We start from the raw sequence: 14,857 nt of genomic DNA on the forward strand, positions 1-14,857 counted from the left end.
AAAAGGCGGGGAGCACCTTTTGGTGCTCCCCGCCTCTGTTACGGTTGCTAGCGGATCATCCGCCAGCACGCGCATTAGTACATGCCACCGCCTGCTGCTGCAGCTGCGGCATCATCTTGACCTGCCGGTTCCGGCTTGTTAGCCACAACCGCTTCGGTGGTCAGGAACAGGCCAGCAATCGATGCAGCGTTCTGCAGGGCCGAACGCGTCACCTTCACAGGATCGGCAATGCCAGCGGCGAGCAGATCGGTGTACTCACCGGTCTGCGCGTCAAGGCCTTCGCCTGCTGGGAGTGCGCGGACCTTCTCAGCCACGACTCCACCTTCAAGACCCGCGTTCTCAGCGATCTGCTTGAGCGGAGCCTCAACGGCGTAACGCACAATGTTCGCACCGGTTGCTTCGTCACCTTCGAGTTCGAGGTTCTCAAACGCCTTGTCAGCAGCCTGCAGGAGTGCAACGCCACCACCGGCAACGATGCCCTCTTCAACAGCAGCCTTCGCGTTGAGCACGGCGTCTTCGATGCGCTGCTTGCGCTCCTTGAGCTCAACCTCCGTTGCAGCACCCGACTTGATAACAGCCACGCCACCTGCGAGCTTGGCGAGGCGCTCCTGGAGCTTCTCGCGGTCGTAGTCGGAGGTGGAGTTCTCGATCTGCGTCTTGATAACAGCAACCCGGCCGTCGATGTCTTCCTTCGAACCAGCGCCATCGACGATGGTGGTGGAGTCCTTGGTCATGACGACCTTGCGTGCCTGGCCGAGCATCGGAATGTCGGCGTTCTCCAGCTTGAGGCCAACAGTCTCGGAGATGACCTGGCCGCCGGTCAGAACAGCCATGTCCTGCAGCATTTCCTTGCGTCGGTCGCCAAAGCCCGGTGCCTTGACGGCTGCGGACTTGAAGATGCCACGAATCTTGTTGACCACGAGGGTGGCCAGCGCTTCGCCTTCCACGTCTTCGGCGATAATGACGAGCGGCTTGCCCGTCTGCATGACCTTCTCCAGCAGCGGGAGCAGGTCCTTCATGTTCGACACCTTGGACTCAACGAACAGGATGTACGCGTCCTCGAGCACGACTTCCTGGCGCTCGGCGTCGGTCACAAAGTACGGGGAGAGGTAACCCTTGTCGAAGGACATGCCCTCGGTGAGCTCGAGCTCGGTGCCGAAGGTGTTGGACTCTTCAACGGTCACAACGCCTTCCTTGCCCACCTTGTCGAGAGCCTCGGCGATCAGCTCGCCGATCTCCTTGTCGCCAGCCGAAATCGCGGCCGTTGCGGCGATCTCTTCGGTGGTCTCAACTTCCTTTGCGTCCTCAAGAAGCTGCTTGACGACGGCGTCCACAGCCACGTCAATACCACGGCGCAGCGCGATCGGGTTAGCACCAGCAACCACGTTGCGTAGGCCTTCCTTCACAAGCGCCTGAGCGAGAACGGTTGCGGTGGTGGTGCCGTCACCAGCGACGTCGTCGGTCTTCTTCGCGACTTCCTTGACGAGCTCTGCACCAATCGACTCGAACGGATCCTCGAGCTCGATTTCCTTGGCGATCGAGACGCCGTCGTTGGTGATTGACGGTGCGCCCCACTGCTTGTCGAGCACCACGTTGCGACCCTTGGGGCCAAGCGTTACCTTGACGGTGTTCGCAAGGACGTCAAGCCCGCGCTCCATACCGCGGCGAGCCTCTTCATCAAAGTGAATGATCTTTGCCATGCGTTCCTAATTCCTTCATCTGTTTCCAGCCAATGCCCGCGACGGACGGCGTACCAGTGACCGCTCATGTCTCGGCCACGTGCACCCCTCATTGACTGCACAATTATCACTCTCACTGCAAGAGTGCCAATAAAGATTCTGGCACTCTCGGCTTGAGAGTGCAAATCTATCCGCGGAATGTTTAGCTGAGTTTCACCATCGGCCAAAAGTTGAGCGAGAGGGTGTCAACTTTGCCGGCGTGACGCTAGCGCATGACGGCGACAAGGCGAAACTAGCGCATGACGGCGACGATCGGCGCGCCATACGCGGCCGTCACCTCAGCATCGAGTTGCACGGCGTCAACGCCCAGCACTGCAGCGGCCGCCTGGGCGGTGCCGGCGTAGGCGTCGTCGCTGTAATAGATAGTGGACTGCGCGGGCTCGGCACCTCCACGATAGTCGGCTACATGGACGTTACCGTAGCCGTCGCCTTCCAAAATGGCCTGATTCTCAGCGGCAAAACCGGCTACCCCACGCCCGTTCAACACGAGAATCTGGTGGCTCTTGTCCGGCGCCGCCGGCTCTTCGGCAGGTTCTTCCTCCGGTGGCGTATTCGGATCAGGCTGGCCATCACCGGCATCAGGCGGCGTACTATCGGCGCCCTCTGATCCTGCCGCGCCCTCTCCGTCAGTGGGCTGCTCGGCGTCGGGTGCCTGCCCGTCGGTTGGCTCTTGGGAAACCTGCGTGGTCGCCGACGGCTCAGCGTTCGGCGCACGATCCCCCGACATGGCATTGCCGATGAGAAGACCTACCAATACCGCCACAAAGAGCACGCCTAGCAGAGTCCACAGCCACGTTCGCGATTTATGCGGGCGGCGGTGTGCGCCGACCGTCTTACGCTTCGCAGCTAGCCGATCGAATTCATCTTCCGGATATTTCTGAGCCACACGTATACCCTACCGCGAATAATCGGCAACGGAAGTGCGCAACTTCGCGTTTTCTGCCACGTGACGCCCGGCGGCACGGCGCCGGCTGGCAGTGTTCGGGTGCGGGTTGCAATCCCTGCCAGGCGGTTGCAATCCTTGCCAGCCGGATTGTAAGCCTACCGGTGGCGCTACTTGCTCTGCACTAATTGGCCGGCTTTACTCGCCGCGCCACTCTGCTAGTCGTGCGTCACGCAGACGGCGGAGCCGGTCAACAAGCGCAGGGTCGGCGTGCCACACCCGTTCTGAATCCAGCATGTGGGCGAGCATAAGGTGATAGCGCATCGGGGTCATGTTCATACGGTTGCGGATTGCGGCGTCACGAGTCTGGCCGTATTTCCACCAGCCGCGTTCAAACTCGAGGATAGACGCCTCCAGTTCAGACAGGCCCGCCGAAAGCTGTTCTTCAACTCCAGACTCTTCGCTCGCCGCCTGCTCGCCGTCGTTCACCTTCATACCCCTACTCTAGAACGCCACGCGGCGAGGCGCTCATCGCCGCTGTGGCTAAGCGCCGTCGCCGCTACAGCACTCGGTGCCGACCAGTACGATACCGTAGCCCTATGAGCGACTTGCATTCGATCATCGACCCGGAATGGGCGGAGGCACTGGAACCGGTAGCCGGCATCATCGCTGAGATGGGCGATTTCCTGCGCGCCGAAAACGCGGCAGGGCGCGGATACCTGCCTGCGGGGGTGAACGTGCTCCGCGCGTTCACCTATCCGCTGAGTGAGGTGCGGGTGCTGATCGTCGGGCAAGATCCTTACCCGACTCCCGGCCATCCGATTGGGCTGTCGTTTTCGGTGGAAGAGTCGGTGCGTCCGTTGCCGCGTTCCCTGAGCAATATTTATCGGGAGCTTCAGGACGACCTCGGCATTCCGCCCGCGCCTCACGGTGACCTGACCGCGTGGTCTGAGCGCGGGGTCATGCTGCTCAACCGGGTGCTGACGGTCCAGCCGGGTAAACCGGCATCCCACCGCGGAAAAGGTTGGGAGAAGGTGACCGACCACGCGATCCGAGTGCTCGCGTGCCGCGACCAGCCGCTTGTTGGGATCCTGTGGGGGCGAATGGCGCAGGAGTTGCAGCCGCTGTTGGGTACAACGCCGGTGGTTAAGTCAGCGCATCCGTCGCCGTTGTCGGCGAGCTGCGGCTTCTTCGGATCCAAGCCGTTTTCGCGCACGAACGCGCTGTTGGTGGAGCAGGGCGCGGAGCCGATTGACTGGTCGCTGGCGTAGCTCGACCTTACCGCCGACCACCGGAAACTTTTCACGCTATACCGGCCGATCTTGGCATATACGAAGATAACCGGCTAGGGGGTGAAAAGTTTCCGTTCGACCGGCCCGACTGAGGCAGCCGGCCCAAGCACACCCGCGCAAGCACACCCGCAAAAGGTGAAAGCTCCAGAACCTACACGTTCTGGAGCTTTCGCGGAGCCCCCTGTCAGACTCGAACTGACGACCTTCGCTTTACAAGAGCGGCGCTCTACCAACTGAGCTAAGGAGGCCTGCCCCTTACCGGGGCTTTTCATAGTGTGCCAGATTTCGGGGCGATAGCCAAAACTCCGTTCACACTACAGACGCGGCCGACAGGCTCTACTTGCCGGGCGCTCCCTCATCAACCACGCGCTGGATCACGGCGTCCACGCTGCCGCCTTCTTCGGCCCACGAGTTGTCGGCTACGCCGTTGACTTCGAGGGTCGGGGTGTATTGGTGGCCCTTGGCACGGAAGGATTCGGTGGCGTCAACAGCGACCTTCTGCCAGGCCTCGGAGGTGATTGATGCGGGCATGTCGGCGACCACGTCTGCGGGCACGCCCACCTTGGCAGCGATGTCCGCGATTCCTTTCGCGTCTGGCCCGCGGTTGCCGCCGAACACCACGCCGTTGGTCTCAGCGAAAAGCGCTTCGTTGAAGTCCAGGGCCTGGGCGGGCGCATAGGTGGCCACGTAATACATGGCGGCCGTCATGTTGTCAGAAATATGGTTACCGAGCGTTGCCACCGGGTAGAGCCGTAGCGAGAGTTTGCCCTCGTTCATCAGCGTACGGTACTGCTGTGAGTACTTGTTTTCGAGGTTGATGCACCCGCTACACGTGTAGTCGGAAAATACGGACAGGACGCCCGCGTCTGCCACGGTTTCGCCGGCGGCGCCGCTCGCACCGATATTGATGCCGTAGTCATCTGCCACGTTGGCGAGTTCGGCGGGGCGTGCTGTGCCTTCGTATTCTTGTCCGCCGGAGTCTTTGCCGAGGATCTGCAGGACGGCGAACACGACAAGCGCGAGTACGACCACGCCACCTGCGATGGCGAGAAACCTGTTCCGCTTCTTGCGCTTTTCTTCCTGTTCGCGCAGAATTCGCGCCTTTTCGCGCGCCATCTGCCGTTTTTCTTCTTTGGTGGCCGGGCGGCCTTTGGGCTTTCGATTGTTCGCCATTGTGTTCCCTTTGCTAGACCCTGCAAAAATTCAACCATAGGAGCGTGGTTTTATCTACGCTTAGATCGCCCACCGCCCGCGAGTGCGGCGTGCTATGGGTACTAGGATAAACCACCGCTCGCACCTTGTTGAAATCTAAATTACTACGTGGCCGCTTTGTGCGACGACGACGAGCGCCGCCATCGCCACCACGAGCAAGATCGCACACCAGAAGAGCCGGTATCCCGCGGTTGGTGCGAGCGCGTCCACCACTACTCTTGCTCCTTCGCGCGCCCTCCGGCTCGTGCCTAGGAACCATGCGAGTATCATGCCGACCGCGAGCGCTATTGCGTCTACGAAGGGGATGGCTGGCGGATAGTAGTGGTTGATCGTGGTCTGTACGAGCCATGCGCCGGCAGCGCCGAAGGCTATGGACACGGCACTGTTTGCCACCGCGCGCACGATCGCCACGGGCAGTGCAAGGACCGTGCGGAACACGTCGCCTTTGAAGGGGCCACCGTTGGCATAGCGGCGTTTTGTGAGGTCTGCTTTCGCTTCGCCGGTTACTGACATTGCAACGACGACGACGCCGAACGCCACCGCCGCTTGAACCGGCCAGACGACAGCGAAAGTTGCGATGATGATGCCAACCAAAAACACGTGGAGTCGCGCTTTGCGTGGCGGGATGAGCCACTGCGGTAGGCGCCCGGAGTGGTAGGCACCCGGATGTGGGTAAGCGTGCGCGGCGGGGGCCGCGATCGGGTAGCCCGCGGCCTGCGAATATCCGGGCTGCGGGTGTGCAGGCTGCGGGTGTGCAGGCTGCGCGACCGGGTCGTTTACTTGGTCGTAGATGGAGGTGCGGACCGGGCTTGGCGCCCTAGGCGCGGGAACTGCGAGCGGCACGGTTGGCGCGGCCTCCGCAGTGTGCTCGTTCGCGGGTTCTTGCCAGGTCGCCGGCGCAGAATCCATGTTCGATCCGGAAACCACCGCCGTGTCCCCGTCTTCCGCGCCAACATTCGCAGACTCCCGCAGCCCAGATTCGTACAGGCCCGCCTCACGCAGGCCAGCATCGTACCCGCTGCTTTCTGGCGAACCATATCCCGCACCTGGCCCTGCACCGAGGTCCGCACCCGGTCCCGCATCTGGCATCGGCTCAGCACCGTGCGGCAGAGCCGCGCTGTCCTGCAAAGCCGCGCTCCCCTGTGACGCCGCGCTCCCCTGCGAAGCCGCGCTCCCCTGCGACGCCGCGCTTCCGGCGTCGTCGATAATGTCCACAAGCTCGTCGAACGAAATCCGAACGTCTTCGAGCGGGTCGAGTGCACGCTGGAAAGCGTCCTGGACAACGGGGGTGAGTCCGGGTAGGTTGGCGTCGCCGATGAGTACCCGGTGCATGACGGCCGGGCTGTTGCCGGTGCCGAAGGGTGCCTCGCCGGTGGCGGCGTAGGCGAGGACGGCGGCGAGCGCCCACCAGTCGGCGGTTTCGTCGGGTGGTTCGCCGCGGATGACGCGCGGGTCGGCGAATCCGGGGGTGTGGGTGAGTGAGCCGGTTTGGGTGAGGCGTAGGTCGTCGCCGAGTTGGGCGATGCCGAAGTCGATGAGTACCGGTCCGTCGGCGCCCATCATCACGTTGGACGGTTTCAAATCCCGGTGTAGCACGCCAACCGCGTGGATGGACCGCAGTGCGGCTGCTAGTTCGCGGCCGAGTTCCACCAGGTCGGCGCCTTTATATGGGCCGTTGTGGAGGACGTCCGCGTCGAGTGTGGGCCCGTCGATGAGCTGGGTGACGATGAAGATTTCTGGGTCTTCGGTTTCGGCGTCGAGAATCTGGGCCACGTACGGTCCGCTCACTCGCTGCAACATGCGCACCTCGCGGCGCAACCGTTCCCGCGATTTCGGGTCGGCCGCCAGTTCTGGGTGTAGCAGTTTGAGTGCGACGGCGCGCTGGTCGGCGTCGATAGCCTTGTAAACGGTCGACATGCCGCCCGAGCCGATACGTTCGACGAGGCGGTATCCGCCGATCTCCGATCTCACGCCGCCTCCTTTGCAAGAATGTGGTGAACTCCGCTTTCAGGGTTTCTTAGCAACCATTGTAAATCGGGCGCAGTGTGTAAGAATACTAGGGATGCTCATACCTAGGCGGCATCGTGTCAGAGTTGACACACTCCGGCACCTTTCACAACGGATCGTCCGGCACGTACCTGCCGGTGGAGGGACCATTCATTATGGCTACTGTTACATTTGAGAATGCTACGCGCATATACCCGGGGTCGACGACGCCCGCTGTTGACGCACTAAATCTGGAAATTGAGGACGGGGAGTTTCTTGTGCTCGTGGGCCCGTCAGGCTGTGGGAAGTCGACGTCGTTGCGTATGCTTGCCGGGCTTGAGGACGTGAACTCTGGGCGTATTTATATTGGCGACCGGGATGTCACCGACGTGACGCCGAAGGATCGCGATATTGCGATGGTGTTCCAGAACTATGCGCTCTACCCGCACATGACGGTTGCGGACAACATGGGTTTTGCGCTGAAGATCGCAGGTGAAAGCAAGGAAGTGATTCGCGAGCGCGTGGAGGAAGCGGCCCGGATCCTCGACCTGACGGAGTATTTGGATCGTAAGCCGAAGGCGCTGTCGGGTGGGCAGCGTCAGCGTGTCGCGATGGGCCGGGCTATTGTGCGTAAGCCGCAGGTGTTTCTCATGGACGAGCCGCTGTCGAACCTAGATGCGAAGTTGCGTGTGCAGACACGTACGCAGATCGCGTCGTTGCAGCGTTCGCTTGGCGTGACCACGGTGTATGTGACGCACGATCAGACGGAGGCGCTCACAATGGGCGACCGTATTGCCGTGCTCAAGGATGGTGTGCTCCAGCAGGTGGCTTCACCGGCGGAGATGTTCTCGCGTCCGGCGAACGCGTTCGTGGCTGGCTTCATTGGTTCGCCGGCCATGAATCTTGGTGAGTGGCGGATCGATGGCGACGACGCCGTGTTCGGCGACGCCCGCTTCCCCCTCCCCGCCGACGTGCTGGCGGAGGCGAAGTCGGAGGGCAAGCTGATCGTGGGGTTGCGCCCGGAGGCGCTTGATATTTCCGACGACGAGGCGGCCGGCGACATCCCGGTCAAAGTGACGTTCGTGGAGTCGCTCGGCTCGGACGCCTACGTGTACGGCACGATCGTCGGCGCTGAGCGGGAGCCTGGCAACTTCGGCTCGGGCGATTCCTCGGACACGCTTGTTGTGCGGATCGAGCCGTATAGCGTGCCGGCGGCCGGGGAGATTATTCACGTGCGGCCGCGCGCGAAGCACACTCATTTCTTTGCGGCGTCGACGGGCACGCGGATCGACTCGTCGACGAACGGCGCGGTGATCGACGTCGTGAACAACGACGACGCCACACCCACCTCTGCTGCCGACGCGCAGTAGCGGCCGTCCGCCTATGTGTTCTGGGCGCCGGGGCTCAGCAGGAAGCCGAGCCCCGGCGTCGTCGATTTTGCGCTAGCTGCTCACAGTTAGCCCGGTCTGCGGTATGTTTGTGCAGGTAGGAGGGTCAAGATGCGGTCGATGCAGATCACGTCTGCGCAGGTGGAGCCTGCGCTGCTTGACCTGCCGTGGAACGTGCCGCTTGAGGAGTGGCCGGCGGACGTGATCGCCGCGCTCCCCCGCGGTATTTCCCGCCACGTGGTGCGGTTCGCCTATTTGAAGGGGCAGGTGGTAGCCGTCAAGGAGATCGGCGAGACGGTGGCCCACCACGAATACGAAACCTTGCGCGACCTGAAGCGGCTGGACGCCCCGTGCGTGGAGCCGCTGGCCGTGATCACCGGGCGCTTCGACGCGGCGGGCGAGCCGCTGAACGCCGCGCTGGTGACTCGGCATTTGGATTTTTCGCTGCCGTATCGTTCACTGTTCGGACAGAGCTCGATGCGCGCCGATACCGTGCGGCGCCTGATTGACGCGCTGGCCGTGCTCATGGTGCGGTTGCATTTGATTGGCTTCTTTTGGGGTGACGTCTCGCTGTCGAACACGCTATTTCGGCGAGACGCCGGCGAGTTTTCCGCCTATCTTGTGGACGCGGAGACGGGCGAGCTCGAGGATAACCTGTCCCAGCGCAAACGCCACTACGACATTGACGTGGCACGCACGAACATCATTGGCGAGCTCATGGACTTGCAGGCCGGCGAGATTCTCGATCCGGAGTTCGACTCGATAGCTGTGGGCGATCGGTTCTTCCAACGCTACGTGGAGTTGTGGGATGAGCTGACTGGCGAAGAGTCATTCGATTCGTCTGAGCGCTGGCGGGTGGACGCCCGGATTCGCCGGTTGAACGACCTCGGGTTCGAGGTGGGCGAACTGTCCATGGCCACCGATCTGGACGGCACCACGGTGTCCATCCAACCGAAAGTGGTGGATTCGGGGCATTACTCGCGTAAGATGATGCGCCTGACCGGCCTTGATGTGGAGGAGATGCAGGCGCGCCGGATGGTTAACGACATGGAGTCGTACCGGGCGATGATGGGCAAGTCGAACGTGCCGCTGGAGATTGTTACGCACGAGTGGATGATGAATGTTTACGAGCCGACCATCCAGGCTGTGCCCGCCGAGCTGCGCACGAAGCTTCAGCCGGCGCAGCTTTTCCACGAGATTCTTGAGCATCGCTGGTATACGAGCGAACGGCAAGGTCGCGACGTGCCCATGTTGGAGGCTGCCCGGCTCTACGCCGCGGACGTGTTGGCGCACCGCCGCGACGAGGAGCGCCTGTTGGAGCAAGACGTGGCCGACTAGCCCGCGCCAAGCCTGGCGTACGGCCACTCACACGATCGGATGGCGCGAGTAATAATCGGCGATACTCTGCTTGGTGATGATGTTGCTGCACGACTCATGCAGCGCAAGCCCTCCGCGTGCATCGATCCACGGCTTCTCAGAATGCGTGCGCTCACTGAGCTCGTTTCCGCTCAAACTCGCGAGCTTGCCTGCTGCACGGTCAACAATCTCGGCCTGCTCGGCAGAAAGCCCAGTTTCTGAATCAGCCGGATCTGCCCCGGTCTGATCAAGAAGAGTCCGCGGTGCTGCCGGTATAGCGCGAGGGATACAGGCCCTCCGCGCCATGCCTGAAAATCTTCCGAAAAGAGGGGCTGCCCGGTTGTTGCAAGGCTTTCAGCCTGGGCGTAAAAAACAAGCTTCTGGAGCTTCATCGTGCTCATCACTCCGTGGTTGTCCAGAATTCGCGCGGCGACGTCCGCAATGCCTGCCATTTTGTACCCCCTTAACTCCCCTAGACTGACAAGAACATCCTATAAGACTCTAGTATGCAAAAGTCTGATCGAGAAGAGAGTGCCATCACGCGCAATCAAGCAAAGAAGATCAGCAAACAGCTTCGAGAATCCCAAGGTCCGATCGGAAACATTGATCCGATTCCTCTCAACGGAGTGCAGCCTTGGAGGGCTCAACATTTCGACCCGACAATCTCGTGTTTCCAATCAGTCCTTGAAATAACCAAATCTTTCCCCGGCGCCGTCGCATCTTTTCGGATGAAAAGAATCCCCTCTATCATCAATAAGATAAGACGACCCGGCAAGAATTTCATGCTCAGCACACTGAACAACATCGGCGCTTGCCGACTGATCATAGACTCTATCGACGACGTTAATTCCGCCGCCGACAGAGGTCTAACATTACAGGTTACGCGACAAAACAAACGAACCCAGAGCACATAACCCGGGCGCGCCTCATGCTCCATGCACCTTCCAGCACGCCCACTTCATTCGCAAGGCAACAAATCACCTCGAGAGCGCCCCGAAGGCGTCAAACTCTCCACTCCAACCCTCGTAAATTGAATCACTCAAAACTATTGACGCAACTCGCCGTAAATGTTAGTCTCATCACACCTCAATAGCAACACGGATACTAGGAGCCAACATGCAACTCATAAATACACTAGCTTCTTTTTTGACTGCGACGAGTCTCGCAATTGCATCATCGGTGCCAATGTCTGACAGTTCGCCACCCGAATTCAACGATAGAGCTATTGCGTCAAATTCGGCTATAACATTGAACCAAGCGCATCTATCGAATTCACCGATCACAAAGCATCTCCAGGAGCGGGAAGCCCCTGATGGATTGTTTAAGACGCAGGGGGAAATAACACCGAATTGGATGAAACCAACTACGGAAGGAGGGGGGCGAATAATCAAAAACTACCCACGCGTTTCAAAATCTGCAGCCTGCAACAAAATCAAAGCAGGTGAAATGATTTTTACGATTGCTTGGAACGGATTAGTTTGCATGCCGCTTGGATTTATAAATCCGGGAATTTCCTATGTCTGCGGCCTTGCAGGTTCACTCGGAACAACGTATCTGGTTGACGACTCAAGTTGCAGGAGGTGACACTCATGAACCGAACGAAAACCCTTACTTTAGGGCTGGTCGCTACACTGGCCGCGATTGCCATTGCGCTACTGCCCGGCCTTACCGCCGGATTGACCCTCGGCGAAGCGTTCAACGCCAACCTATTTGAGGTCATCCTGGCTGGGGCGACGATGGCGATCCTCACGCTGTTCTTGGCCTTCGTTGTGCCCGCAGTCAAAGTTGACGAAAGCGGGAAGAGAAAACTCCTCATATTCAGTGGCATCAGCGCAGTTGTTCTCATCGCCGGACTAGCCGCATTTATTGCGTTCGCCTAACAGAAGCTACACACATTAGCGTTGGGGCGGCCTTGCTATAAGGCCGCCCCAACACGTGTTTAGTCTGCTCGCCGCTGTTAGCCGCGCAGCTCCTCGATCAGCAGTTCAGCGATCTGGATCGTGTTGAGTGCGGCGCCCTTGCGCAGGTTGTCGCCAACCACGAAGAGCGACAGGCCCTTGGCCTCATCGTCGGCGGCGTAGTTTTGCCGCACGCGGCCCACGAAGCACGCGTCCTTACCAGCACCCTCGAGCGGCGAAGGCACCTCGGTGTATTCCACGCCCGGAGCGTCCTTGAGCAGCTCGATCGCACGCTCCACCGAAATCTCACGTTCGAACTCGGCGGACACAGCCATCGAATGCCCAGAGAACACGGGCACGCGCACGCACGTTCCCGCCACCCGCAGGTCCGGGATCTCAAGGATCTTGCGCGATTCGTTGCGCAGCTTCTGCTCTTCGTCAGTCTCGAACGTACCGTCATCCACAACAGACCCGGCTACTGCTACCACGTTGAACGCAATCGGCTTCACGTAAGGCGCCGGATCGGCGGCGTGCTCAACGGCCTCGCCGTCCACGGCCAGCCCCTTCGCAGCCTCACCGTTGGCAAGCACAGCGGCGGTCTGGTTGTACAGCGCGTCAACGCCGGCCAGCCCGGAACCGGACACGGCCTGGTAGGACGACACGACCATCTTCTTCAGCCCGGCCTCCTCGTCCAGCACTTTCATGACCGGCATGATCGCCATCGTCGTACAGTTCGGATTCGCGATGATCCCCTTCGGGCGATTCTTGAGCGCATGCGGGTTAACCTCGGACACGACGAGCGGCACGTCCGGATCCTTACGCCACGCCGAGGAATTATCGACGACGACGGCGCCGGCCTCCACGAACTTCGGCGCGTACTCGAGCGAGGTGCCGCCGCCTGCCGAGAACAGCGCGATGTCAATACCAGAGAAATCGGCCTTGGCCACGTCTTCCACAACGATCTTTTCGCCGCGGAACTCGAGCTCTTTACCTGCCGAACGGTGGGAGGAGAAGAAGCGGACGGCGTCGATATCCGTGCCGCGCTTTTCCAACAGATCGCGCATGACTTCGCCAACCTGGCCGGTGGCTCCAACTAGTGCAAGGGTGATGCTCATCGCCCAGTACCTCCGTATACGATTGCTTCTTCTTCGGCGTCGAGGTCGAATGCGCTGTGTACGACGCGGACGGCCTCGGCGACGTCATCGGCGTCCAACACCGCGGAAATGCGGATCTCGGACGTCGAAATCATGTCAATGTTGATGCCTGCTTCGGCGAGTGCGGCGAAGAATTTCGCGGTGACGCCCGGGTGGGAGCGCATGCCCGTGCCGATCAGCGAGAGGATGCCCACGCCGTCGTCTTGGATGAGCTTGTCGTAGCCGAGCTCGGCCTTGTTGATGTCGAGGGCGGTGATTGTGCGCTTGACGTCGGCGATCGGCAAGGTGAAGGAGATCGTGGCGCTGCCGGGCATGTTGACGGGCACGTTTTGGACGATCATGTCGATGGACGAGCCGGCGTCGGCGACCGTCTGGAAAATGCGCGCCGCGGCACCGGGCTTATCCGGAACACCGGTGATGGTGATCTTGGCCTGCGAGGTGTCATGGCTGATGCCGGAGATGACGGGGGCTTCGTTGTTGCCGTCCCAGCGGCTACGTGCGGATTCGTTCACGATCCACGTCCCTTCTTTGGTTGAAAACGATGAGCGTACGTGTAGGGGTACGTCGTAGCGCCGAGCGTATTCGACAGCGCGTAGGTGCAAAATTTTTGTGCCGTGGGCGGCCATTTCGAGGGTTTCCTCGTAGGTGAGTGCCGGGATTTGGCGGGCGGCGGGTGCTACGCGTGGGTCGGCGGTGAATACGCCGTCGACGTCGGAGTAGATTTCGCACACGTCCGCGCGTAGGGCTGCGGCGAAGGCGACGGCGGTGGTGTCGGAGCCGCCGCGGCCGAGCGTGGTGACGTCGTTTTCCCGGTTAATGCCTTGGAATCCGGCGATGATGGCGATTTCGCCGTCTTGGATTGTGCGTGCGATGCGTTCGGGGACGACGCCGACGATCGAGGCTGCCCCGTATGCGGCGTCCGTGTGCAGGCCGGCCTGGCGGCCTGTGAACGCGTGTGCGGGCACGCCTAGGTCGGTGACGGCCATAGCAAGCAGAGCCATCGAAATGCGCTCGCCCGCCGTCAGCAAAATGTCCATTTCGCGGGCTGTCGGTTGGTCGGTGACGGACGCGGCCAGGTCGATGAGTTCGTCCGTGGTGTCCCCCATCGCGGAAACTACGACGACGACGTTATTACCCGCCTTGTGCGTGTCAACGATACGTTTGGCCACCCGGTGGATGCCTTCGGCGTCGGCAACGGATGAGCCTCCGAACTTTTGAACGATGAGCGACACTTCAACTCCTTGCTATACGTGCTGTTTATCGTAGTTCAGTGCGCGGGTGGCGACCAAAGTCTCTCAATTACTGGGCGTGTGAATCCGCTGACGTCCTTCGAGTGCGCGCGAGATGGTGACTTCGTCGGCGTATTCGAGGTCGCCGCCGACGGGCAGGCCGGAGGCGAGCCGGGAGACGATGACGTTCATGTGGGCGAGGTTGATGGACAGGTAGGTGGCGGTGGCTTCGCCTTCCACGTTTGGGTCCATGGCGAGGATGACTTCTTGGATGTCGCCGGAGCCGAGGCGTGCGTAGAGTTCGCGGATGCGTAGGTCGTCTGGGCCGACGCCGCCGATCGGGTCGATTGCTCCGCCGAGCACGTGGTAGCGCCCGCGGTATTCGCGGGAGCGTTCGATGGCGACGATGTCTTTGGCTTCTTCGACCACGCAGATGACGGAGTCGAGGCGGCGCGGATCGGCGCAGATGCGGCACGTGTCTTCTTCGGCGACGTTTCCGCACACGCTGCAGAACTTTACTTTTTGTTTGACGGCCTGCAGGGCGTTTACGAGGGCGTCGACGTCGGAGTCGTCGGCTTCGAGCAGGTGGAAGGCGATGCGTTGCGCGCTTTTGGGGCCGATGCCTGGCAGCCGCCCCAGTTCGTCGATCAGCGCTTGAACCGCGCCGTCATATACCCCGACCATGTTCCTCCCTCGTCACTGTTTCGCTTATGACCGTTG

Annotated in this window: 14 protein-coding genes, 1 tRNA gene and 1 pseudogene; 5 read left to right on the top strand and 11 right to left on the bottom strand. The window is 61.0% G+C overall.

The window, feature by feature from the left end; translation table 11 throughout:
- Positions 1-74: 74 nt before the first annotated feature.
- The 3 genes from groL to EL234_RS03990 all read right to left on the bottom strand — a co-directional run bounded on the left by groL (position 75) and on the right by EL234_RS03990 (position 3,117).
- Complete coding sequence (groL, locus tag EL234_RS03980; protein WP_126416250.1) at positions 75-1,700, bottom strand: chaperonin GroEL; 1,626 nt, start codon at positions 1,698-1,700, stop codon at positions 75-77.
- 271 nt (positions 1,701-1,971) lie between these two features.
- Entirely contained in the window at positions 1,972-2,625 is a 654-nt protein-coding gene (locus EL234_RS03985; protein ID WP_126416251.1) for a LytR C-terminal domain-containing protein, read from the bottom strand.
- Between the two features lie 195 nt (positions 2,626-2,820).
- Positions 2,821-3,117, bottom strand: coding sequence for a DUF3263 domain-containing protein (locus EL234_RS03990; protein ID WP_126416252.1), 297 nt, complete (start codon positions 3,115-3,117; stop codon positions 2,821-2,823).
- 104 nt (positions 3,118-3,221) lie between these two features.
- Between EL234_RS03990 and EL234_RS03995 the strand changes: the two genes are divergently transcribed.
- Positions 3,222-3,893 carry a uracil-DNA glycosylase gene (locus tag EL234_RS03995; protein WP_126416253.1) on the top strand — a complete coding sequence of 224 codons (672 nt, stop codon included), beginning with the start codon at positions 3,222-3,224 and terminating at the stop codon, positions 3,891-3,893.
- 196 nt (positions 3,894-4,089) lie between these two features.
- On the opposite strand, the gene EL234_RS04000 is transcribed toward EL234_RS03995, so the two are convergent.
- From EL234_RS04000 to EL234_RS04010, 3 genes are all read right to left on the bottom strand, one after another.
- Positions 4,090-4,162 (bottom strand) — tRNA-Thr (locus EL234_RS04000).
- An 88-nt stretch (positions 4,163-4,250) separates the two neighbouring features.
- On the bottom strand, positions 4,251-5,087 hold the full coding sequence (locus EL234_RS04005; RefSeq protein ID WP_126416254.1) for a DsbA family protein: 837 nt from the start codon (positions 5,085-5,087) through the stop codon (positions 4,251-4,253).
- A 135-nt stretch (positions 5,088-5,222) separates the two neighbouring features.
- Positions 5,223-7,097, bottom strand: a complete 1,875-nt coding sequence (locus EL234_RS04010) for a serine/threonine protein kinase (RefSeq protein ID WP_126416255.1) — start codon at positions 7,095-7,097, stop codon at positions 5,223-5,225.
- 191 nt (positions 7,098-7,288) lie between these two features.
- Between EL234_RS04010 and EL234_RS04015 the strand changes: the two genes are divergently transcribed.
- Positions 7,289-8,482: an ABC transporter ATP-binding protein gene (locus EL234_RS04015; protein ID WP_126416256.1), complete on the top strand. Its 1,194-nt coding sequence runs from the start codon at positions 7,289-7,291 to the stop codon at positions 8,480-8,482.
- A gap of 129 nt (positions 8,483-8,611) precedes the next feature.
- Positions 8,612-9,838: a DUF4032 domain-containing protein gene (locus EL234_RS04020; RefSeq protein WP_126416257.1), complete on the top strand. Its 1,227-nt coding sequence runs from the start codon at positions 8,612-8,614 to the stop codon at positions 9,836-9,838.
- A 27-nt stretch (positions 9,839-9,865) separates the two neighbouring features.
- Here the strand turns inward: EL234_RS04020 and EL234_RS04025 are convergent, their stop codons facing one another.
- The gene (locus EL234_RS04025; RefSeq protein ID WP_277870841.1) at positions 9,866-10,162 is read right to left on the bottom strand and encodes a Panacea domain-containing protein; all 297 of its coding nucleotides are present in this window, start codon (positions 10,160-10,162) and stop codon (positions 9,866-9,868) included.
- 17 nt (positions 10,163-10,179) lie between these two features.
- A pseudogene (locus tag EL234_RS09520) lies at positions 10,180-10,308 on the bottom strand (Panacea domain-containing protein); the annotation flags it as partial.
- Between the two features lie 664 nt (positions 10,309-10,972).
- Between EL234_RS09520 and EL234_RS04030 the strand changes: the two are divergent.
- Together EL234_RS04030 and EL234_RS04035 are read left to right on the top strand one after the other, a co-directional pair.
- Positions 10,973-11,440: a hypothetical protein gene (locus tag EL234_RS04030; protein WP_126416258.1), complete on the top strand. Its 468-nt coding sequence runs from the start codon at positions 10,973-10,975 to the stop codon at positions 11,438-11,440.
- A 5-nt stretch (positions 11,441-11,445) separates the two neighbouring features.
- Positions 11,446-11,736 (top strand): hypothetical protein, encoded by a 291-nt coding sequence (locus EL234_RS04035; RefSeq protein WP_126416259.1) that lies wholly within the window; start codon positions 11,446-11,448, stop codon positions 11,734-11,736.
- Positions 11,737-11,813: 77 nt separating this feature from the next.
- Here EL234_RS04035 and EL234_RS04040 read toward each other — a convergent pair whose 3' ends face one another.
- The 3 genes from EL234_RS04040 to recR form a co-directional block, all read right to left on the bottom strand.
- A complete protein-coding gene (locus tag EL234_RS04040; protein ID WP_126416260.1) occupies positions 11,814-12,869 on the bottom strand; it encodes an aspartate-semialdehyde dehydrogenase in 1,056 nt (351 codons plus the stop codon).
- Positions 12,866-14,140 (bottom strand): aspartate kinase, encoded by a 1,275-nt coding sequence (locus EL234_RS04045; protein WP_126416261.1) that lies wholly within the window; start codon positions 14,138-14,140, stop codon positions 12,866-12,868. The genes EL234_RS04040 and EL234_RS04045 overlap by 4 nt, the downstream gene beginning before the upstream one ends.
- A gap of 63 nt (positions 14,141-14,203) precedes the next feature.
- Positions 14,204-14,821: a recombination mediator RecR gene (recR, locus tag EL234_RS04050; protein WP_126416262.1), complete on the bottom strand. Its 618-nt coding sequence runs from the start codon at positions 14,819-14,821 to the stop codon at positions 14,204-14,206.
- Positions 14,822-14,857 lie beyond the last annotated feature (36 nt).

This window comes from Trueperella bialowiezensis, assembly GCF_900637955.1.
GTDB lineage: Bacteria > Actinomycetota > Actinomycetes > Actinomycetales > Actinomycetaceae > Trueperella > Trueperella bialowiezensis.